This is a genomic window from Roseibium aggregatum IAM 12614 (assembly GCF_000168975.1).
GTDB classification, from domain to species: domain Bacteria; phylum Pseudomonadota; class Alphaproteobacteria; order Rhizobiales; family Stappiaceae; genus Roseibium; species Roseibium aggregatum.
In genome coordinates, this window is the sequence record NZ_AAUW01000014.1 from 62,928 (window position 1) to 82,999 (window position 20,072).

At 61.8% G+C, this 20,072-nt stretch carries 20 protein-coding genes; 13 read left to right on the forward strand and 7 right to left on the reverse strand.

All coding sequences use genetic code 11. From position 1 onward, the window contains the following. Positions 1-23 precede the first annotated feature (23 nt). Both SIAM614_RS18810 and SIAM614_RS18815 read right to left on the reverse strand, forming a co-directional pair. Entirely contained in the window at positions 24-347 is a 324-nt protein-coding gene (locus SIAM614_RS18810; RefSeq protein WP_006936979.1) for a 2Fe-2S iron-sulfur cluster-binding protein, read from the reverse strand. Positions 348-397: 50 nt separating this feature from the next. Then, the gene (locus SIAM614_RS18815; RefSeq protein ID WP_006936981.1) at positions 398-1,573 is read right to left on the reverse strand and encodes a cytochrome P450; all 1,176 of its coding nucleotides are present in this window, start codon (positions 1,571-1,573) and stop codon (positions 398-400) included. A gap of 145 nt (positions 1,574-1,718) precedes the next feature. Between SIAM614_RS18815 and SIAM614_RS18820 the strand changes: the two genes are divergently transcribed. Continuing rightward, on the forward strand, positions 1,719-2,657 hold the full coding sequence (locus SIAM614_RS18820) for a LysR family transcriptional regulator (protein ID WP_006936982.1): 939 nt from the start codon (positions 1,719-1,721) through the stop codon (positions 2,655-2,657). Between the two features lie 21 nt (positions 2,658-2,678). Here the strand turns inward: SIAM614_RS18820 and SIAM614_RS18825 are convergent, their stop codons facing one another. Next, a complete protein-coding gene (locus tag SIAM614_RS18825; protein ID WP_040440609.1) occupies positions 2,679-3,782 on the reverse strand; it encodes a citrate synthase/methylcitrate synthase in 1,104 nt (367 codons plus the stop codon). A gap of 76 nt (positions 3,783-3,858) precedes the next feature. Here SIAM614_RS18825 and SIAM614_RS18830 point away from each other — a divergent pair, with 76 nt between their 5' ends. Next, positions 3,859-5,028, forward strand: coding sequence for a citrate/2-methylcitrate synthase (locus SIAM614_RS18830; RefSeq protein WP_006936984.1), 1,170 nt, complete (start codon positions 3,859-3,861; stop codon positions 5,026-5,028). 201 nt (positions 5,029-5,229) lie between these two features. Next, positions 5,230-6,324, forward strand: a complete 1,095-nt coding sequence (rsgA, locus tag SIAM614_RS18835) for a ribosome small subunit-dependent GTPase A (protein WP_006936985.1) — start codon at positions 5,230-5,232, stop codon at positions 6,322-6,324. 106 nt (positions 6,325-6,430) lie between these two features. Here rsgA and SIAM614_RS18840 read toward each other — a convergent pair whose 3' ends face one another. Both SIAM614_RS18840 and SIAM614_RS18845 read right to left on the reverse strand, forming a co-directional pair. Continuing rightward, positions 6,431-6,835 (reverse strand): GNAT family N-acetyltransferase, encoded by a 405-nt coding sequence (locus SIAM614_RS18840; RefSeq protein ID WP_157139951.1) that lies wholly within the window; start codon positions 6,833-6,835, stop codon positions 6,431-6,433. Positions 6,836-6,901: 66 nt separating this feature from the next. Next, positions 6,902-7,747 carry an isocitrate lyase/PEP mutase family protein gene (locus SIAM614_RS18845; protein WP_006936987.1) on the reverse strand — a complete coding sequence of 282 codons (846 nt, stop codon included), beginning with the start codon at positions 7,745-7,747 and terminating at the stop codon, positions 6,902-6,904. 226 nt (positions 7,748-7,973) lie between these two features. On the opposite strand from SIAM614_RS18845, the gene SIAM614_RS18850 reads away from it, so the two are divergent. Continuing rightward, the gene (locus SIAM614_RS18850) at positions 7,974-8,621 is read left to right on the forward strand and encodes a pyridoxamine 5'-phosphate oxidase family protein (protein ID WP_040440594.1); all 648 of its coding nucleotides are present in this window, start codon (positions 7,974-7,976) and stop codon (positions 8,619-8,621) included. Here the strand turns inward: SIAM614_RS18850 and SIAM614_RS18855 are convergent, their stop codons facing one another. Continuing rightward, positions 8,622-9,089 (reverse strand): DUF1203 domain-containing protein, encoded by a 468-nt coding sequence (locus tag SIAM614_RS18855; protein ID WP_006936989.1) that lies wholly within the window; start codon positions 9,087-9,089, stop codon positions 8,622-8,624. Positions 9,090-9,187: 98 nt separating this feature from the next. Further along, a complete protein-coding gene (locus tag SIAM614_RS18860; protein ID WP_006936990.1) occupies positions 9,188-9,610 on the reverse strand; it encodes a GNAT family N-acetyltransferase in 423 nt (140 codons plus the stop codon). A gap of 235 nt (positions 9,611-9,845) precedes the next feature. Here SIAM614_RS18860 and modB point away from each other — a divergent pair, with 235 nt between their 5' ends. The 9 genes from modB (at position 9,846) to SIAM614_RS18905 (ending at position 20,014) form a co-directional block, all read left to right on the forward strand. Further along, positions 9,846-10,553 carry a molybdate ABC transporter permease subunit gene (gene modB / locus SIAM614_RS18865; protein ID WP_006936991.1) on the forward strand — a complete coding sequence of 236 codons (708 nt, stop codon included), beginning with the start codon at positions 9,846-9,848 and terminating at the stop codon, positions 10,551-10,553. Then, the gene (gene modC, locus SIAM614_RS18870) at positions 10,546-11,667 is read left to right on the forward strand and encodes a molybdenum ABC transporter ATP-binding protein (protein ID WP_006936992.1); all 1,122 of its coding nucleotides are present in this window, start codon (positions 10,546-10,548) and stop codon (positions 11,665-11,667) included. Before modB ends, modC begins: the two co-directional genes overlap by 8 nt. Positions 11,668-11,710: 43 nt before the next feature. Next, complete coding sequence (locus SIAM614_RS18875) at positions 11,711-13,507, forward strand: sensor histidine kinase (protein WP_006936993.1); 1,797 nt, start codon at positions 11,711-11,713, stop codon at positions 13,505-13,507. Between the two features lie 16 nt (positions 13,508-13,523). After that, complete coding sequence (locus SIAM614_RS18880; RefSeq protein WP_006936994.1) at positions 13,524-14,858, forward strand: sigma-54-dependent transcriptional regulator; 1,335 nt, start codon at positions 13,524-13,526, stop codon at positions 14,856-14,858. 167 nt (positions 14,859-15,025) lie between these two features. Beyond that, positions 15,026-15,457, forward strand: coding sequence for a carboxymuconolactone decarboxylase family protein (locus tag SIAM614_RS18885; RefSeq protein WP_006936995.1), 432 nt, complete (start codon positions 15,026-15,028; stop codon positions 15,455-15,457). Position 15,458: 1 nt separating this feature from the next. Continuing rightward, on the forward strand, positions 15,459-16,373 hold the full coding sequence (gene sigJ, locus SIAM614_RS18890) for an RNA polymerase sigma factor SigJ (RefSeq protein WP_006936997.1): 915 nt from the start codon (positions 15,459-15,461) through the stop codon (positions 16,371-16,373). 272 nt (positions 16,374-16,645) lie between these two features. After that, entirely contained in the window at positions 16,646-17,653 is a 1,008-nt protein-coding gene (locus SIAM614_RS18895; protein ID WP_006936999.1) for a DctP family TRAP transporter solute-binding subunit, read from the forward strand. Positions 17,654-17,778: 125 nt separating this feature from the next. Further along, on the forward strand, positions 17,779-18,399 hold the full coding sequence (locus SIAM614_RS18900) for a TRAP transporter small permease (protein ID WP_006937001.1): 621 nt from the start codon (positions 17,779-17,781) through the stop codon (positions 18,397-18,399). Positions 18,400-18,409: 10 nt separating this feature from the next. Beyond that, positions 18,410-20,014, forward strand: a complete 1,605-nt coding sequence (locus SIAM614_RS18905) for a TRAP transporter large permease (protein WP_006937003.1) — start codon at positions 18,410-18,412, stop codon at positions 20,012-20,014. Positions 20,015-20,072: the final 58 nt, after the last annotated feature.

Consider the following 20,072-nt stretch of genomic DNA (forward strand, 5'->3'; position numbering starts at 1 on the left):
CTCCCTTGATCGAAATGGTTCCCTCAGGCCTGCTCGTCCGGCAGATGCACCACCAGCCCGTCGAGGGCACCGGTAAGCCTGATCTGGCAGGACAGGCGCGACGTTTCGCGCAATTCGGCCGCCGCGCATTCAAGCATGATTTCTTCGCCGTCCGCACGTTCGCCTGTCTTGTCCCGCCAATCGTCGTCCACGTAGCAATGGCAGGTGGCGCACATCATGGCGCCGCCGCACTCGGCAAAAATGCCGTCGATCCCGTTGCTGACGGCCGCTTCCATCACGCTGGCGCCTTCGTTGGCATCAATGGTCGTCCGGCTGCCGTCTGGCTGGACGAAGGTGATCTGCACCATGCGGTTCTCCCTTTCGGCGGGTTCTGTCCCGCTCGGTTTGTTTCGTTCGCTCAGGTCAATTTGACGGGCAGGTTCAGGGGGCCGCGAAAACCGAAGCCGCTCCAGACCACGTCTTCGGGCCGGTCCAGCTTGATGCCCGGAAAGCGCTCGAACAGCATCGGCAGCATGATTTCACCAACGGTCCTGCGCGAGATATGGGCACCTGCACAGTGATGCGGACCGCTGCCGAAGGCCTGGTGTGGGGCCTTCTTGCGGAACACGTTGAACGCCTCGCCGTCTTCGTACAGGTCCTCGTCGCGGTTGGCGGAGGCCTGAATGGTCATCAGCGTGACGCCTTCGGGAATGTCGATGCCGTCAATCTGCAGGTCCCGCGTTGCCCGGCGGGACGACGCCTGAATGGGCGCTACCCAGCGAACGCCCTCTTCGAAAGCATCCGCCCAGGCTTCCTGCCGCTTTACCTCTTCCAACTGGTCCGGATTGGTCAAAAGCCCATAGATGATGGTCGCCAGCGCGTCGCGCGGCTCGTTGATCCCGCCGCCGATGGCAATCTTGATGTTGGCGTAGATCTGGCTCCTGGGGATCGGATCCTTGGCGTTCAGCATGACGGAGAAGGCGGAATTGTTGGGTTCCGCCATGTGCCGGGGGATCAGGCTGTCGAAGACCGCATCCATTTCGGCATTGGCCGCATCGGACCGGGCAAAGGGCTCGTCGGCGAAGCCGAAGTTTCCGGCACCATCGATAAGCACTTGCGACCAGCGCTGCATGTCGGCGTCGCTGACTTCATCAAGGCCCAGAATATGGGCCAGGATGCGGGCCGCCACCGGTCCGCACAGGCCGGTGAAAAGGTCCACCGTTTCGCCCCTTGGCAGCCGGTCGAGATACTCGGCGGCAATCTTTCTATAAAGATCGGCCCAATCGGTCTTGATGACCTTCGGCGAGAAAGCCGGCTGCATGGCCATGCGCTCACGCCGGTGCTCCTCGCCGTCCTTGCGCATCAGCGTATGGGCAAGAAAGGCACGCCGCATCGGTGTCACAGGATCGTCCGAACTGTAAAGCTCGGGATCGTCCTTCACCATCTTGGTGTGTTTCGCCTTGGTCAGAAAAATACGGTTTGCCGCCGGAACCTGCACGATCGGCGTTTCCGCCCGCATCCGCTTGTAGATCGGATATGGATCGCGTGTCAGTTCGGCAAGCGTAAGCGTTTCGTCGACAGGTGCGACCGCCATCTGCCATCTCCTCCCAAATCCGGCAATTCCCCAAGTTAATCGGGCGGCTTAAAATCAAGCAATACGATTGACTTTATAGTTGTCATCGAATTTTTTGATTTTACTCGATTTGAAATGCCATCGCAGGACTTGGGAGACGTTGCAGATGCCGGCCGATCCGTTGGATGTCGATTTTCGGGCCCTGCAGGTTCTGGTCTGGGTGCACCAGCTCCGCTCGTTCACCCGGGCCGCGGAAGAGCTCGGCGTCAACCAGTCGGCCGTCAGCTATACCATCAACAAGCTGCGGGACGTTTTTCAGGATCCGCTGTTCGTCCGTCAGGCGCGCCGGCTGCACCCGACGCAGCGCTGCGAGGACATCGTTCTTCAGGCCAAGCGGTTGACGTCGGAGTTCCGGCAACTGGCCGCTCCGCCAGACTTCGATCCGCTGACAGCTTCGCAGACCTTCACCATTGCCTGCAATTTCTATGAACGCGTGCTGATCATTCCGGAGATCGTCCATTTTCTGAAACGCGAAGCGCCGAACCTGGATCTGGAAATCATCGACGCGTCGGGCATCGGCCATGAGCGTCTGCTGCGCAACGAGGCGGATCTCCTGATCGGTCCGTTCGAGCGCTCGGACCCGCATTTCTACAGGCGCGACCTCTATCAGGACCGCTACGTCTGCCTCCTCGATCCGGAACACCCGAAGGCCGGGTCATCGCTGAGCCTGGAGGATTATCTGGATCTCGATCACGTGCTGGTCACCTACGGCGGTCAGTGGCGGTCGCGCTACATCATCGAGCTTGAGCGCATGAACAAGGACCTGAAAGTCGCCCTGCGCGTGCCGAGCCCGGCAGGACTTGAGCGTCTGGTGGCCGGGTCGAACCTCGTCGCCACGGTGCCGGAACGGCTGTCCATGTCCGTGGCGGAAGGGCTTCGGGTGGTTCCCTGCCCGGTGCATACCTCGGTGACGATCAGCCTCGTCTGGACGACGCTCAACCACCGCGCGCCGCTGCATCTGTGGGTGCGCGAGATGGTGTATCGGCTGAATGCACGCGCCCGGAAGACAGCCGATCCGTCTTCCGGGCCCGGGGCTTCGCGATGACAGACACTCCGCCGCTGTCGATCAGGCAGGCATTGGCCCGACATAATGCGACGACGGCCGGATCAACTTGCCGGTTTCCTGCTGTTCAAGGACATGGGCACACCAGCCCGGGGTTCGGCCAACGGCAAACAGCGGCGTGAACAGGATGCGATCGATGCCGATCGCATCCAGCAGAACCGCAGTGTAGAACTCCACATTGGTTTCCAGCGGACGGTCTGGCTTGGCGGCTTTCAGAGCGGCGAGGGCCGCCTGCTCGATTTCCTCCGCAAGGCGCACCTTCGGATTGTCAGCCCCAAGCAGGCGCAGTCCCGCCTTCAGAACGTCTGCGCGCGGGTCTCGTGTCCTGTAGATCCGGTGGCCGAACCCCATCAGCCGCTCCCCGCGCGCCAGCGCCCCGCCGATCCAGGCGGCGGCGTTCTCCGGGCGTCCGATGGCATCTATCATGTCCAGGACGGGGCCAGGCGCACCGCCATGCAGCGGCCCGCTGAGGGCGCCCATCGCGCCCAGTACGGCCTGTTTCAGGTTTGCCTGCGTCGACCCGATCACGCGGGCCGTGAAGGTGGAGGCATTCAGCCCGTGATCAAGGATGGTCACCAGATAGCGGTTCAAGGCGGCGGCGTGGGCGGCAGGCGGCAATTCTCCGCTCAACATGCGCAGGAGGTCCGTTGCGGTTTCCAGCGTGCTGTCCGGTGCAATCGGGCTCTGGCCCGTGGCAATCCGGTGAGAGGCCGCCAGGAAGACGGGCAACGCACCGCTGATGGCAATTGCATCGGGCAGGCCGGTGGACAGGGGCAGAGCCGCCAGACCAAGCTGCATGCGTTCATAAACGCTGAGGCTGGACGGGGCGGCTTCCAGAACCGGCATGACGGCAAAGGCGGCCCGCCGGGCTTTGCCGAAGGCTTCACGCAGGCCAGAGGCCTCAGGCAGGTCGAAATCCTGCCACAGGTGCCGGACGGCATCTTCGAAGCTCAGCTTTCCGGCCAGATCTTCGATATGGCGGCCATAGAGGACGAGGACGCCCTCTTGGCCGTCGACATGGCTGAGCATCGTGGTGGCGGCAACAACGCCCTCCAGACCGGCAATCGGGTCCGGTGTCATCCGGGCGGGATTTGGCGCTTCTGTCATGGCTATCTCCTTATCTATGTCAGTCAGATAGAAAGAACCGATTGCATTGATCAATGTTGATAATTAAAATCAATGCATGTCCAAACCCATTTATCTGTCCGCCCGTGAAGCTGCCGCCGAACTCGGTGTTCAGCCCGCCACGCTCTACGCCTATGTCAGCCGGGGGCTGATCGCCTCCGTTGCCGGTCCGGGCAAGCAGCGCCGCTACGACGCGGCTGATGTGCGCCGCATGAAAGGCCGCAAGGCCGCAGATGACTATTCCGGCGCGAGGCCCCTGACCGGCGACCCGGTGCTGGAAACCGAATTGACACTGATTTCGGAGACCGGTCCGGTCTATCGCGGCCGACCGGCGGTCGATCTGGCGCAAACCTCGACGCTGGAAACCGTGGCAACCCTGCTCTGGGCGTCGCAGGAAGATCCGTTTGCCGAAAGCGCGCCGCTGCCCCCGCCGGATCTGCCGGAAGGTCTCGCACCGCTGGACAGGTTGATGGTTGCGCTGGCCGCCTGGCCGCTGCAGGACAAGGCCGCCTACACCCAGGCGCCCAAGCTTTTGCAGGTCAAGGGCGCGGCCCTGCTGCGCTATGCGGTCGCCGCACTTCTCAATGCAGATCCGGTCGACGTCCCGATCCACACGCAGATCGCCAATGCCTTTGGCGTATCGTCTTCGGCAAAGAACGTGATCCGGGCAGCGCTGATCCTGTGCGCCGACCACGAACTCAACACCAGTGCCTTTGCAACCCGCTGCGCCGCCTCCACCCGCGCGCCTCTTCACGCAGCCCTGATTTCGGGCCTCGGGGCCTTCGCCGGTCCGCGTCACGGCGCGGCCTCCGACAGGACAACAGCCTGGCTCTCTGATGTCGGCCCTGACACCGACATCGAAACCATGCTCTCGGACCGGTTGAGCCGGGGCGAACCCCTGCCCGGCTTCGGTCACACCATCTACCGGGGACCTGACCCGCGGGCAGCGTGCCTGCTTGACGTCCTTTATCGCAGCGAGCCCGCGCATCCCTTCGTCCAGCGGCTGCCGGGCCTGATCACGGTTGCCCATGATCTGTTCGGCGAAGCGCCGAACATCGACCTTGCCCTTGCAGCCACTCAAAAGACCTATGGCCTGCCGAAGGACGCCGGAAAGATCATTTTCTGTGCGGCCCGCATGACCGGCTGGATCGCCCATGCGCTGGAGCAATACGCAGCGCCGGAGCAGATCCGGCCACGGGCCGCCTACGTCGGCGAACGCCCGGAATAAGCCAGCTTTCTGGTGGCGGGATGCTTGTATCGACCCGCGTATGCGCTTATCTGGAAAGAGCGCCTCACAAGGCGCGACCCATGGAGATTGGATGTCAGAGATTGCGTGAGCAGGCTCTCTGAAGATCAGAGAGCCTTGAATACATGAACCGGTGCCCCAACGGGCGCCCGATGACGTGTGTTTAATTCACGAGACAATCTCATGGCACGGAACTATTCCGCCTTCTTTCCTTCGCGCCCGACGACCAGCGGGCCGGACAAAATCCCTACACGGCTGCAGTCGCTTGGCTGGCAACCCTTTTTCGCACAGCAGATAAGCTCCGACGAGCTGACGGCAACACCGCCCGTGCGAGTGGTCGAAGTTCATCGCAACGCGTTTCACGTGGTTGGAGAGGGCATCGACGAAACGATCCTGCCCGTAAGGGACGCGACGGTGGGCGACTGGCTTCTGCTGGACCAAACCCATCCGGCATCGAGCCGGGTGCAGGAACGGCTTAGCCTGCTCAAGCGCCGCGCACCTGGAACGGATCGCCAGATCCAGCTCATCGCCGCCAACATCGATACGGTTTTTGTCGTGTCCTCCTGCAATCAGGATTTCAACATCGCCCGTCTCGAGCGCTACATCGCGCTTGCCTTCGAAGCGGGCATTGCCCCGGTGATCGTCCTGACCAAATCCGATCTGGCAACCGATCCGGAAAGCTATGTCGGCCAGGCTCAGGCGATTTCGAGTGCGGTTCCGGTTGTGACCCTGGACGCGCGCGGAGAAGAGCCGGGCGAGAAACTGGCGGACTGGTGCAAACCGGGCAAGACAGTCGCCTTCCTGGGCTCGTCCGGCGTCGGAAAGTCGACGCTGACAAATGCCCTTTCCGGCTCGGAAGACATCGCCACCCAGGCGATTCGCGAAGACGACGCCAAGGGCCGTCACACGACGACCCACCGGCAGCTTCATGCCGTGCCGGGTGGCTGTCTGGTGCTGGATACACCGGGTATGCGGGAACTTCAGCTCACCGATGCGGCTGCGGGGATCGATGATCTGTTTTCCGATGTGTCCGGCCTTGCGTCCCTGTGCCGTTTTTCGGACTGCCGCCACGAAACGGAGCCCGGCTGTGCGGTTCAAGCGGCACTCGAGGAAGGCACCCTGGAGGCTGGAAGGCTGGCGAGATGGCGCAAGCTGAAGGCCGAAGAGGCTTTCAACTCCGCCAGCCTGGCTGAGCGCAGGTCAAAAGACCGGGCCTTCGGCAAGATGGTGCGCGGTGTCATGAAGCAGAAAAAGCAGAAAACCTGGGGCCCGGAATAGCCGGTCGGGAAAGCGCCGCACAGGCAACATGATGAAATTCAGGGCCGGGTCCGCCCGGCCCTGGATCAATATCTTTCTGCGCGACTGAAATGGCAGAGCGGCTCGGTCACAGCCGCCGCCGCATATGGACGATCCGCTTGTCGCCGCGCTGTTCCTCATGGGTTTCCGTGAACCCTGCCCGCTGATACCAGGCCCGGTTCTTCGTCATCAGAACGTTGGTATAGAGCCGGATTTCGCTCAGTCCGAAATCTGTTGCCCGCTGCCGCGTCCAGTCGAGCAGTTGCCTGCCTCGGCCATTGCCCTGCTCTTGCGGATCGACGGCGATGCTTTCGATCAGGAGATGGCCGGGGCGCCGGATCAGGACGAGGCTCGCGGCAAGACCAGTGCCGGAGCGGAGCACCCAAACGTCGTCATCGCGGATGTGCGCGGCATAATCGGCGGTCATCGGCACAGGCACGGCGTTGATGACCGGGATGTAATGCGCATAGGCCCGCCGAGCGAGCTCTGCCATGGCTTCCGCATCACCAGGCGTAGCCCGATCAAAAACTTCGGAAAGGCGTGGAACGTTCATGAAGGATCAGGGCCTTGCCTTCATGAAGGATTCGAAATCGGGAATTCCCTCCGGCATGGTTTCGGTCCTGTCGAAACAGCCGAACGTTCCTCCGTCTTTCATGTCCTCGGCTGCAGCAATGAAGGCGCGATAGGCACGACGCGCGAGGCCCGACCCGATGGAGACACGCGCAACGCCCATGTCGCCCAGTTCCTTGCGGGTCAGGTGAAAGTTCTTGCGGCCGGCCAGGATGTTCATCGGCGCACTGACCTTGGCCAGAACCGCGGTGATCTGTTCCTTGTCCTTCAGCTCCGGTGCATAGACGCAATCAGCGCCCGCTTGTGCAAAAGCGTTGAGCCGCTTGATCGTCTCGTCAAGCTCATATGGGGTCTGCACGGGCCCTTCGCTTCGGGCTGTCAGAACGAAATCCGGCGCCAGCCGGTTCTTCACATCCACGGCCGCCTTGATCCGCTCCACCGCCAGTTCCAGATCGTAGTAGGGATGCTTGGGATCGGTGGAGTAATCCTCGATGGAGCAACCTGCAAGGCCAACTTCGATCGCGCCCTTGACCGTTGCCACCACATCGTCCGGACTGTCGCCAAACCCGTTTTCCAGGTCACCGTTTATTGGAACGCTGGTAGCGGCAATGATATCGGCCGCATGACCGAGCGCATCGTCTCGCGTGATCAGCCCTTCGGCGTCCTTCACTCCTTGCGTCCAGGCATACCCGGCGCTGGAGGTGGCCAACGCGTCGAACCGCAAGCCATCCAGGATGCGGGCCGTGCCGATGTCGAAGGGGTTCGGCATCAGGAAGGCCCGCCCTTTTTCGTGAAGAGCTTTGAAGGCGGCACGGCGTTTGGCTGCGGTCGGCATGGCCGGATCTCCCTTAGGTAGCGAAATTGATCAGATTGCCGTTTAAGTTTAAATCGGCAATGCGATCCCTTTATGATGGGTGCTATACTTGGCAGGTAAGATCCAGTTTAGCCGGAATCGGGGCGCCAGTTTGGAAAAAGGATGATTCCAGCGAAGCGCCTTGCCTTTGCATCAGCCACGCCGTTTGATGGTGAGCACGCCAGCAGGCAGATCCAGGGAGGTTGCCATGCCGGAAGATCCCACGACACTTGCAGATTTTGACGACCTGATAACAACGGTCGGCCAGCTTGAGGCCCATGCCGGAACCGCACCCGAGAAGGTGAAGGTAAAGGAGATCACGGCACTGGACGACCTCTGCCGGCAGTTCATCGCGCGATCCCCTTTCTGCCTGATCGCGACAGTCGATCCGCAGGGCGTGATCGATGTCAGCCCCAAGGGAGATCCGGCCGGTTTTGTCACTGTCTTGAGCGACACGCTGCTGGCCATCCCCGACCGACCGGGAAATCGCCGCCTCGACAGCTACCACAATCTTCTGAAGGACCCGCGCGTCGGGCTGATTTTTCTGATCCCGGGCAAGGGCGAGACCTTGAGGGTTTCCGGGGAGGCTCGCATCGTTCGCGATGCCTGGCTCCTGGAGCGGATGAAGGTGGAGGGCAAACGACCCTCGATGGCGCTGGCAGTGCAAGTCACCCGGGCATTCATGCATTGCCCGAAGGCGATGATCCGGTCGAAGATCTGGCAATCGGAAAGCTGGCGGAATGCCGACAATCTCGGCGACATCGGCGATGCGATGATCCGGCATGGCAAGCTGAAACAAACTCCGGAAGCGCTTCTGGAAGAAGCCACCTCCGAAGGCTTGCTCAGGCTCTATTGATCAGGTCCACGCAGTGCGTGTGACCTTTGCCGCGTAACAGCCGCGGCGGGCAAAATGCAGGTGAATGTAGTCCACATCCGGATTGTCGAAGAAGGACGCGATGACACCTTCCAGCGCGCGGCCTTCGACGACTTCGGCGTCAATGATCTCGTGGGCCTGGTTGAAGGCACGCACGGAAAGCAGGCGATTTGCCACGGCATCCGGAACCGTGTCCGGCTCCGGACGGTATTCTCTTGCGCCCTCGGCAACAAAGATCGCGTGCCGGGAACGGTAGGGCGTATCACCCGGCTGATGTTCGAAATTCAGAAGATAAACCCGTGTGCCTTCAGCGGCGTCGGCAAGCGACACCCGGCAGGGAAATGCGCCGTCCGAAACGTGCACCTGAATGCCTTTCTGCGCGAGCTCTGCGTCGCTCAGGCTGCTCAAGTGTGTGAATTCGGAAGCAGGAAGCGGCTCGATCTGAAACATGGTGTTGTCTCCTCAACTGTTGTGAGAAGACCCTAGGCATCCGGAAAATCTGAAACGACCCGATTTGCGAGCGCAGAAAAATTATTGGCCACACTCTGTCAGGCGATGCCTTTACGCCCCGCCCGGCGCGCCATACCGAGGGATCGCGGTGCGGTTTCCTCAAAGCCGAACTGGGCGTAAAGCGCATTTGCCGGTACATCGGCGATCAGGCTGACATAGGTCGACGGCGGAAACGCGCTTTCGATATGGGCGGTCAAGGCTGCCATGATGCGCTTGCCGAGGCCCTGCCCCTGATAGGCCGGCAAGACGGCGATATCGGTCACCTGGACAAAACAGCCACCGTCACCGATGAGACGGCCCATGCCGATCGCTTCATCACCATCATAGAGCATCACGCAATAAAGACTGTTCTTCAGCCCGATTTCCGCGGCTTCCCGGCCGTAGCCGCTCAGTCCGGACTCGACCCGCAGGCGCAGATAGGTATCGACATCAGGGGTCTGGATCTTCAGCGTGATTGTCATGCAGGGTCCTGGAATCGGCTGCAAAAAGGCGGGAAGGTGACCCTAGCCGATCGCATCACGGCTCGCCACCTGAATGCTGATACCGAAGCCGGACGAGACGAGTGACCCCGAGTCCTCAGCTTTGCATCCATACTTGGAAACAAAGGATTTCTTGCGTTCCTGCGGTGTTCTAACCGATAACGGCAGAAGGCTGAAGACATTCGGCCGCGTACCGGAACGAACAGACTGAGCAGCCGTGGATTTTTTCAATCTTGAGCCAGCGGAATGGCAGGCCCTTCTCTTGACCCTCAAGGTCGCTTCTGCCGCTCTTGCCGTTGCGCTGCCGCTTGCCGTTCTGATGGCCTTCGTGCTTGCCCGCTACAGGTTCACCGGCCATGGGGCTGTCAACGCGCTGGTGCATTTGCCGTTGGTTTTGCCCCCGGTGGTCACGGGCTACGTGCTGCTGCTGACCTTTGGCCGCAAGGGGCCGGTCGGCTCGTTTCTGGACAGTGTCTTCGGTGTCACCTTCGCCTTCAACTGGACCGGCGCGGCGCTCGCCGCCGGTGTCATGGCCTTCCCGCTGATGGTTCGGCCGATCCGCCTTTCCTTTGAAGCCGTGGACCCGAAACTGGAAGAGGCGGCCAAATCGCTCGGTGCTCATCGCCTGACGGCCTTTCTTACGGTCACCCTGCCTCTTGCGCTGCCGGGCATTCTCGGCGGCGCCATTCTGGGCTTCGCCAAGGCCATGGGAGAATTCGGCGCGACCATCACCTTTGTTTCCAACATCCCGGGGGAAACAAGAACCCTGTCGCTGGCGCTCTACACCGCCACCCAGACCCCGGGTGGAGACCTCGCCGCTTTCCGCCTGACATTGATCGCCGCCTTCGTCGCCTTCGCAGCGCTGATTGCCTCCGAAGCGCTCGCGCGGCGGCTGCGGGCGCGTATGGGGGGCGGTCATGCTTGATGTCGACATTAAAGGCCGTGTCGGCCAGTTGGATCTTGAAGCCCGTTTCGCAAGCGGCGGCGGGGTGACATCGCTTTTCGGCCAGTCGGGCGCCGGCAAGACGACCCTGACCAACATGATCGCAGGGCTGATCAAGCCGATCAGCGGTCATATCGCCGTCAATGGGACGACGCTGTTCGACGCACAAAAGGGCATCAACCTGTCGGTTCAGGCACGCAGGATCGGTCATGTCTTTCAGGATGCCCGGCTGTTTCCGCATCTGAGCGTCGCCTCGAACCTGACCTATGCCCGCTGGGCCGGCCGCAGGCCAGGCACCCGGGACATGGCCGAAGTGGTCGACCTGCTGGGGCTCGGCAACCTTTTGGAGCGCAAACCAGGAACCCTTTCCGGGGGTGAGAAGCAGCGGGTTGCCATCGGCCGGGCGCTCCTGTCGGACCCGCGGCTGCTGATCATGGACGAGCCGCTGGCCAATCTCGATCAGGCGCGGCGGAACGACATTCTGCCCTATCTGGACCGCCTGTGCGTGGAGGCGGGGATCCCGATCCTTTATGTCAGCCATTCCATCGAGGAAGTGGCACGCCTGTCCAACACGCTCGTGATCCTGTCGGACGGCCGCACGCCCGCCTTCGGACCGGTGGCCGACATGCTCGCCAGAACCGACCTTGGCCGGGCCACCGGCCGTCATGAGGCCAGTGCGCTGCTCGAAGGCACGGTCACCAGATGCGACCCGGACTGGGGGCTGACCGATGTCGATATCGGCGGAGCCATCCTTCAGATCCCGGATATGGCCGCGGAGCCTGGCGATGCGGTGCGCCTGCGCATCCGGGCCAGGGATGTCGCCCTGGCTGTGGTGCCACCGGAAGGCCTGTCCATCCGCAATGCCTTTGGGGCGACGATCCGCAGTATCTCCAGCGAAAACGGCCCTTATGCGGAAATCCTGTGTTCCGTCAGAGGACAGGTGCTGCGTGCCCGCATTACCCGCGCCTCCGTCGCCGATCTGGATCTCCACACGGGCAAGGACGTGACGGTTCTGATCAAGAGCGTTGCCATCGACCGGCGCCAGCGTGCCCCGGCTCTGGCAGATGCCGACACTGGGGGGAACTCCGCTGGATAAGGCCCCCGCTTCACGCGGCGCACGGCTTGTTTATACTGACGCGATGTTGCGCAAGACCAAGCGCCGGACCTGGCGCAGGCTGAAGATCGGTATCGCGGCGGCGGCAATCCTGTCGACGGTCGCCTTGATGTGGCTGACAGGGCTTGCCAGCTTGCGGATCACGCTTGCGGAAGTGGAAACCGGCGCACGGGCCAATCTTGCGGTACAGACGGCCGTTCTGGAAAGACTTCTCGACAAGTTCCGCCTGCTCTCGCCGTTGTTGGCGCGAGGCCCGGACATCGGCCAGTTGCTGATGAAAACCGGCACGCCGGAAGACCCAGGTATCGCCGCGATTGCTGCCGGCATGTCGGGTGCGGAAGAGATCTGGCTGATGGACCGGCAGGGCAATGTCGTGGTCTCCAGCCAGGACGGGGTCCCGGCCGGGTCGTTCGGCGGGGCTGAACGGATCGGACAGGCTTTCGAACAGGCCCTGCAAGGCCAGCTTGGCCGGCAGCTGATCCCCGGCACGCCCGAGGCGGTCTCGAACTACGTGTTCGCGTCGCCTTTGCGCAAGAATGGCTCCATTGTCGGCGTGCTCGCGGTTCGGGTCTCTCTGGAAGACGTTGAGCAGGCCTGGGCCCTCAGCAAGGAACCGCTGGTCGCGCTGGATGGCAGCGGCCGGATCGTCGTCACCAATGTTCCGGCATGGCGCGGCAAGCGGATGAACGAACTCTCGTTCGGCCGGGATATTGCCGACATGTCGGTGGCAGAGCGCATCGAGGTGCTGCTGCCCGCCACCCACACCCCGGACTATTATCTGCAACTGACCGAGAACCTTGCCGTTCTGGGCTGGCAGGTCAGAACCCTGGTGACGGTTGAGGAGGCGCGCCTGCGATCCGGCTGGGCCATGCTTGTCGCGCTGCTGGTCTGCGTGATCGCCGCCGGCGGTCTCGCCATCCTGATCGTCCGCCGGGAAGAATTCGTGCGCCAGGAACGGCGCAACCGGGCAAGCGCGCTGCGTCTGGAACGCCGGGTGCAATCGCGGACAGCGGATCTGCGCCGCACCAATGTCCTGCTGGAACAGGAAGTGCGCGAGCGTGAGCAGGCCGAAGCCGATTTACGCCTCGCCCAGGCCGAACTCGTGCAGGCCGCCAAGCTGGCAACGCTCGGCCGGATGTCGGCGGCGCTCAGTCACGAATACAATCAGCCTCTGGCGGCCATCCGCTCCGATGCGGAAGTGGCCGGCATGCTGATCGAGCGGGGACGGGCGGACGAGGCCCTCGGCAATCTTTCGCGGATCGAAGGCATGGTCAGCCGCATGGCCGAAATCGCCAAGACGCTGAAGGGCTTCACGCGCAAATCCGGCACTGACATCAAGCCGGTCTCTCTGCGCCAGGTGATCGACGAGGCAACGCTGCTGCTCCAGCCGCACATCAAGCAGAGCAAGGTGCGCCTCGAGCTGGCTTTGCCGGCAGAGGATATCATCGTCAAGGGCGGGCGCATCCGCCTTGAGCAGGTGGTCATCAATCTCCTGTCCAACGCACTGGACGCTGTCAGCGGCAACGCTCTCTCGCTCGCCGGGCCAGAAGTTCGGCTGGAACTGCGGCAGGAGGGCGGAGAAGCGGTGCTGACGGTCAGCGACAACGGTCCGGGCATAGATGCCGAGGTCCTGCCGCAGATCTTCGACCCGTTCTTTACCACCAAGGATGTCGGCGCCGGGCTCGGGCTGGGCTTGTCGATTGCCTACAAGATCGTTCATGACTTTTCCGGATCGCTGAAGGCAGCGAATCGCGACGGTGGCGGCGCGGTTTTCACCATGCGCCTGCCGGTGGCCGACGAGCATGTTCTTGCAGCGGAATGAAACGAGATAGACGTTTATGGATCAGGCGACCGTCCTACTGATTGACGATGAAGCGGACCTGCGCGGCTCCCTGAGCCAGGGGCTGGAATTGTCCGGCCAGGCAGTGTTTGCAACCGGCGAGCCGGACGAAGCTCTGGAGCGGATCAACCGCGGCTTCTACGGCGTCCTTGTCACCGACATCCGCATGCCCGGCACGGACGGGTTCCAGGTCATGAAACGGGCGTTCGAGATCGATCCCGCCTTGCCCGTGGTCCTGATCACCGGCCATGGCGACGTGCCGCTGGCGGTCGAGGCCATGCGCGCCGGTGCTTACGATTTCATGGAAAAACCCTTCTCCGTCTCGCGCCTCGCCTCCGTGGTGGAACGCGCGCTCGACAAGCGCCGGCTGGTTCTGGAAAACCGCAAGCTGCGCGAGGAACTGGCAGACCGGACAGGCCTGGAAAGCCGTCTTGTGGGGCGCACCTCGGCCATGGAGCTGCTTCGCCGCAATGTCACGGCCCTGGCGGCAACCGATGCCGATGTGCTGATCCTGGGCGAAACCGGCTCCGGCAAGGAAGTGGTGGCCCGCGCTCTGCACGATGAAGGCCCCCGCAAGGAAAAGCCTTTCGTTGCGCTCAATTGCGGCGCACTTCCTGCCGAAATCATCGAATCGGAACTCTTCGGCCACGAGAAAGGTGCCTTTACAGGCGCCAGCGGACAGCGCATCGGCAAGCTGGAACATGCCCACGGCGGCACCGTGTTTCTGGACGAAATCGAATCCATGCCGCTGGAGCTGCAGGTCAAGCTCCTGCGCGTGATCGAGACCCGCACCATCGAGCGGCTCGGCTCCAACAAGGCGATCGAACTGGATGTGCGCTTCATAGCCGCCACCAAGGAGGATCTGGAGGCCGCTGGCAAGGAAGGCCGGTTCCGGCTGGACCTGTTCTACCGGCTCAACGTCGTCAATGTTGCCATACCGCCGCTCCGGGACCGGCTGGAGGATATCCCCCTCTTGTTCCGTCATCTGGCGGTGGAAGCCCGGGCACGCTACCGGCGTGAGATTCCGGACATCAACGAGGAGTATCTTGCCGAATTGATGGCACGGGACTGGCCGGGCAATGTCCGCGAATTGCGCAATGTCGCTGACCGGTTCGTGCTCGGTGTCGAACTGGTCAAAGCGCCCAGCAGTGGTGCCGGATCCACCTTGTTCGATCAGGTCGCGGCCTATGAGCGTGCGCTGATCGTCGCCGAACTCAAGCGCAACGACGGCGCTATCAAGCCGACTTACGAGAACCTCGGGCTTTCCCGGAAAGCGCTCTACGAGAAGATGCGCAAATACGGTCTCGGCAAGGAAGAGGCGGCTCTGGGCTGAGATTTGCAGTCTGAGAGTTTCTGGTTGCCTCGATGTCATGCCTGCGAAAGCGGGGACCCGGGAAACGGCGTGACTGCGGAAAAAAAATTCCATGCCCGTGTCACAAACCGGAGCAAACGATCGTCAACCCAGTGTCACACCCTGAAACTTGAATGGAAGACACGTCAATGACGACCTCGACTGCCATCAATCACTATGAAAATGTCCCCGGTATCGTGAAGCGTTTTGTCGCCGCCAGCGGCGAGATCGGCAAGGCGGGGCTGGAACCGAAACTGCGCCATCTGATCGACCTGCGCGCCTCGCAGATCAACCAGTGCGCTTATTGCGTCAAGATGCACACACAGGAAGCGCTCGATGCAGGCGAAACCCAGGAGCGCCTGCAGCGTCTTACGGTCTGGCGGCATGTCGATGACTATTCGCCGGCGGAAAAGGCGGCCTTTGCCTGGACGGAAGCCTTGACCAGCCTCAACGTCGACACGAACTATGAGGCCCTGCGCCGCGAATTACGCCGTCATTTCGAGGATGCCGAAATCAGCGCGATCACCGCTGCGGTCGCGATGATCAATCTGTGGAACCGGGTGCAGGTATCGAACCACTGAGATGAGTGACGCCCCAGGCATCGATGTTTTCGAGACGGTCCGCCCGAAGCTGATGGGGCTGGCCTACCGCATGCTCGGCTCCATGGCGGATGCCGAGGATGCGGTTCAGGACACATACCTGAAGTGGCAAACCACGGACCGCGCCGACATCCTGAATCCTGAGGCATTCCTCACCACGGTCTGCACCAATTGTTGCCTGGACACGCTCAAGGCCGCTCACCGCAAACGGGTCGACTATGTCGGTCCGTGGATCCCCGAGCCGCTGCAGTTCGACAGCGGCTCGGATCCGGAGACCGACCTTGACCGGGCGCAATCCCTGACGACGGCCTTCCTCCTGCTGCTGGAACGCCTGAGCCCGAAGGAGCGCGCGGCCTACCTGCTGCGCGAGATCTTCGCACAGCCGTATGACGAAGTTGCCCAGACACTGGGGGTTACCGAACAGGCCTGCCGCCAGCTCGTCTCCCGGGCGAGCCGGCACGTGCAGGGACCTGCCTCCCGTTTCGTTCCCTCGGCCGATCATCAGGACCGGATCCTGTCCGCCTTTCTGACGGCGCTTGAGACGGGCTCAACCGATCGCCTGACAGGACTTCTCGCCGAAACCGTACAGCTTCAGTCCGACGGCGGCGGCAAGGCAACGGCCATGAGCCGCATTCTGGTTGGAGCCGACGAGGTCGCCCGCTATGTCGTTCTCATTCTCGGCCGTCTTTGGGAGCCGTGCCAGATCGAGATTCTGGATCTGAACGGCACGCGCGGCCTCGTCCTGTTCCACGGCGAAGAGATCGTGACGGCTGTCATGTTCGGTTATGACGCCGATGGCCGGCTGGAGCACATCTACAACATGCGCAATCCGGACAAGCTGTCGCGCCTGAAGGTAAAGCTGCGTCATGACCGGTCCTCGGGGGCCATCTGGCACTGATTCTCGGCGCTCAAGATCTCAAAATATGATGTAGCGGGCGGAAAATGTGTCGATTTCGACACATCCGCTTCGATGCCATGTGTCTGACTCGACCCATACTCGAGTCTTTCGCTGGGTCGGTTTAATTCCTGAAAATTTGATAACCGGCAGAAACCGGCGCTTATTGAGGCGTTGGCAGCGGTTGGCACGGAGATTGCTGATAGGGAGCCGACCAGCCACCGCGCTGTCCGGCCCGAATGGCCGTCATATTGAAATGTCTGGGAGGACATCCGATGAAAAAATTCGCTCTCGCCGCAGCAACTGCGGCGTCCCTGGCCCTGTCCGCAAACGCCTATGCGGCCGATGCTTGCGATGACGGTGAAATCGTCATCAAGTTCAGCCATGTGGTTGCCGCGACCGGCCACCCGAAAGGCGACGCTGCCACGCTGCTGGCGGAACGCGTCAACGATGAGATGAACGGCAAGGCCTGCATGCAGGTGTTCCCGAACTCTCAGCTCTTTGACGACGACAAGGTCATGGAGGCTCTGCTGCTCGGCGATGTTCAGCTTGCTGCTCCGTCGCTTTCCAAGTTCGAAGCCTACACGCTGAAATTCCGCCTGTTCGACCTGCCGTTCCTGTTCCAGGACCTGGACGCTGTCGAGCGCTTCAGCACCGGTGAAAACGGCAAGATGCTGCTGAACTCCATGACCGATTACGGTTTCCAGGGCCTCGGCTACTGGAGCTCCGGCCTGAAGCAGTTCTCCGCCAACAAGCCGCTGCTGGTTCCGGACGATGCAAAGGGCTTGAAGTTCCGCGTACAGACCTCCGACGTGGCCGTTGCCATGATCGAAGCCATGGGCGCCAACGCCCAGAAGCTGGCCTTCAAGGAAGTCTACGGCGCACTGCAGACCGGTGTTGTGGACGGTCAGGAAAACTCCTGGTCCAACATCTACACCCAGAAGTTCTTCGAAGTGCAGGACGGTATCACCGAAACCAACCACCAGCTTCTGGCCTACCTGCTCGTCACCTCCGACGAGTGGCTGAACAGCCTTGATCCGGAAGTCCGTGACCAGTTCCTGACCATCGTGGAAGAAGTCACCGCAACTGCAAACGGCAACGTTGCAGCCGCAGAAGCCAAGAACCGCCAGAACATCCTGGACGCCGGTTCCACCATTCGTGAGCTGACCCCGGAACAGCGCAAGGCCTGGGTCGATGCCATGAAGCCGGTTTGGGAAAAGTTTGAAGGCGATATCGGCAAGGACCTGATCGACGCCGCCGTCGCGTCCAACAACGCCAGCTAAGGCTGACCTGACCTGACACCTGGAAGGGCCGGACTGTCCGGCCCTTCTGCCAAGGTCCTGCGACCGGCCGCGCAACCATGCCGGCGGCCACGCTGATAACCAAGAGGCCAATTCGGGGGAAACGCATGCAACGCGTCGACAATTGGGTCACGCGCTTCGAGGAAGGTGTACTCGCCTTTCTTCTGGCCGCCATGACCATCGTATCCTTCACCCAGGTGGTGGCGCGATACGGCTTTAATTCCGGCTGGACCGGTGCACTGGAATTCACACGTATCCTGTTCGCCTGGCTGATCCTGTTCGGCATGAGCTACGGCGTCAAAATCGGCTCGCATCTGGGCGTCGATGCGGTCATTCGCCTGTTTCCGAAGCCTGTGTTCCGGGCCGTTGCCGTGTTCGGCGCGCTTTGCGGCGTTGTCTATGCGCTGACCCTGCTCTGGTCGGAATGGCTGCATATCTTCGGTCTGGATACCCGGGGCGGCGCCATCGACTACTGGTCGAAGATGTACAAGATCGGCATCGGCCTCGATGACCTGCGCTATCCCGACGTCATCATAGAAACCTTCGGCACGAAAGAGCGCGTACAGCGCTGGATCGCCTATCTGATCCTGCCCATCGGCCTGTTCCTGTTCATGTTCCGCTGCATTCAGGCGGCCTGGCAGATCATCACCGGCGAGCGCGAGATGATGATCGCCGCGCATGAGGCGGAAGACCTCGTCGCTGAAAACAAAGACGTCTTGAAAGACTGAGGCCGGGGCAATGGAAGCAGCAATTCTCTTCATTCTCGTCCTCGGATTCTTGTTCCTGGGCGTTCCAATCTCCATTTCGCTTGGCCTGTCCAGCGTTCTGGCGATTGCCATCTTCTCCAACGATTCCATCTCGTCGGTGGCTTTGCAGCTGTTCACGGCGTCACAGAACTACACGCTCCTGGCGATTCCCTTCTTCATTCTGGCCTCGGCCTTCATGTCGACGGGCGGCGTTGCCAAGCGCATCATCCGTTTCTCGATCGCATCCGTCGGGGCGATCCGGGGCGGGCTGGCGATCGCGGGCGTCTTTGCCTGCATGCTGTTCGCCGCGCTGTCAGGCTCCTCGCCTGCAACCGTGGTCGCCATCGGCACCATCGCCATCGCCGGCATGCGGCAGGCAGGCTACACGAAAGAGTTTGCCGCGGGCGTCATCGCCAATGCCGGCACGCTCGGCATCCTGATCCCGCCGTCCATCGTCATGGTGGTCTATGCGGCCGCGACCAACGTTTCCGTCGGCCGCATGTTCCTGGCCGGTGTCGTGCCCGGCCTGATTGCCGGTCTGATGCTGATGATCGCCATCTACGTGATGGCGCGCGTCAAGAACCTGCCAGCACAGCCGTGGCCGGGCTTCAAGGAAATCTGGCACGCCATGATGGAAGCGGCCGTCGGCCTGTTCCTGATGGTCATCATTCTGGGCGGCATCTACGGCGGTATCTTCACCCCGACGGAAGCTGCGGCCGTTGCGGCCGTCTACGCCTGCCTTGTGGCGCTCTTCGTCTATCGCGACATGGGCCCGCTCAGCGGTATCCGCTGGGTGCAGGAAGAGGACGGTCCGCTGGGGCTGGCCGGTTTCAAGACCATCACCTACGGGTTTGCCGCAATGTTCGCCTGGTCGAGCATCGCCGGCATGGTTACGGACAGACAGGGCTTCTACGGCATCGACAGTGCCATCGTCCTGCTGGCTGCACTGATCGGCTATCCGCTTCTGCGCGGCCGTGTCAGCCCTGCCGAACTGCCGTCGATCTATGGTGTGGGTGCGAAGATCTGGGGCCGGAACATCGGATTGATCATCTGGAAGTTCCTCCCGGCCATGTTCCACAAGGACACCAAGAAGGTAATGGTGGATGCGGCGAAGACGACCATCATGCTGATGTTCATCATCGTCAACGCCCTGTTGTTTGCCCATGTCCTGACATCGGAGCGGATTCCGCAGGCGATCACCGACTGGATGGTCGGAGCCGGCTTCAACTGGTTCACCTTCCTGATCGCGGTCAACCTGCTGCTGCTGCTGGGTGGCCAGTTCATGGAACCGTCCGGCCTGCTCCTGATCGTGGCGCCGGTGGTGTTCCCCATCGGCATGGAACTGGGCGTCGATCCGGTTCACCTCGGCATCATCATGGTCGTGAACATGGAAATCGGCATGATCACGCCGCCAATCGGGCTCAATCTGTTCGTCACATCGGGGATAACGGGAATGAGTCTGGTGCAGGTGGTCAAGGCGGCAGCGCCGTTCGTGCTCATCCTGCTCCTGTTCCTCATCCTCGTCACCTACGTCCCGGCCCTGTCCACCTGGCTGCCCTACAGCCTGATGGGACCGGAAATCATCACAAACCGGTAGCGACCCGGACCATCCTGACACTCCAACGGCGGGCAGTGCCCGCCGTTTTTTTGTTTGC

Coding starts and splice junctions, on each gene's coding strand:
- SIAM614_RS18900 (WP_006937001.1), top strand. CDS start 17,779: ATGCAACGCGTCGACAATTGGGTCACGCGCTTCGAGGAAGGTGTACTC.
- SIAM614_RS18860 (WP_006936990.1), bottom strand. CDS start 9,610: ATGACAATCACGCTGAAGATCCAGACCCCTGATGTCGATACCTATCTG.
- SIAM614_RS18875 (WP_006936993.1), top strand. CDS start 11,711: ATGTTGCGCAAGACCAAGCGCCGGACCTGGCGCAGGCTGAAGATCGGT.
- SIAM614_RS18855 (WP_006936989.1), bottom strand. CDS start 9,089: ATGTTTCAGATCGAGCCGCTTCCTGCTTCCGAATTCACACACTTGAGC.
- SIAM614_RS18895 (WP_006936999.1), top strand. CDS start 16,646: ATGAAAAAATTCGCTCTCGCCGCAGCAACTGCGGCGTCCCTGGCCCTG.
- modC (WP_006936992.1), top strand. CDS start 10,546: ATGCTTGATGTCGACATTAAAGGCCGTGTCGGCCAGTTGGATCTTGAA.
- rsgA (WP_006936985.1), top strand. CDS start 5,230: ATGGCACGGAACTATTCCGCCTTCTTTCCTTCGCGCCCGACGACCAGC.
- SIAM614_RS18815 (WP_006936981.1), bottom strand. CDS start 1,573: ATGGCGGTCGCACCTGTCGACGAAACGCTTACGCTTGCCGAACTGACA.
- SIAM614_RS18830 (WP_006936984.1), top strand. CDS start 3,859: ATGTCCAAACCCATTTATCTGTCCGCCCGTGAAGCTGCCGCCGAACTC.
- SIAM614_RS18820 (WP_006936982.1), top strand. CDS start 1,719: ATGCCGGCCGATCCGTTGGATGTCGATTTTCGGGCCCTGCAGGTTCTG.
- SIAM614_RS18850 (WP_040440594.1), top strand. CDS start 7,974: ATGCCGGAAGATCCCACGACACTTGCAGATTTTGACGACCTGATAACA.
- SIAM614_RS18810 (WP_006936979.1), bottom strand. CDS start 347: ATGGTGCAGATCACCTTCGTCCAGCCAGACGGCAGCCGGACGACCATT.
- SIAM614_RS18885 (WP_006936995.1), top strand. CDS start 15,026: ATGACGACCTCGACTGCCATCAATCACTATGAAAATGTCCCCGGTATC.
- SIAM614_RS18845 (WP_006936987.1), bottom strand. CDS start 7,747: ATGCCGACCGCAGCCAAACGCCGTGCCGCCTTCAAAGCTCTTCACGAA.
- SIAM614_RS18825 (WP_040440609.1), bottom strand. CDS start 3,782: ATGACAGAAGCGCCAAATCCCGCCCGGATGACACCGGACCCGATTGCC.
- SIAM614_RS18880 (WP_006936994.1), top strand. CDS start 13,524: ATGGATCAGGCGACCGTCCTACTGATTGACGATGAAGCGGACCTGCGC.
- sigJ (WP_006936997.1), top strand. CDS start 15,459: ATGAGTGACGCCCCAGGCATCGATGTTTTCGAGACGGTCCGCCCGAAG.
- SIAM614_RS18840 (WP_157139951.1), bottom strand. CDS start 6,835: ATGGCAGAGCTCGCTCGGCGGGCCTATGCGCATTACATCCCGGTCATC.
- SIAM614_RS18905 (WP_006937003.1), top strand. CDS start 18,410: ATGGAAGCAGCAATTCTCTTCATTCTCGTCCTCGGATTCTTGTTCCTG.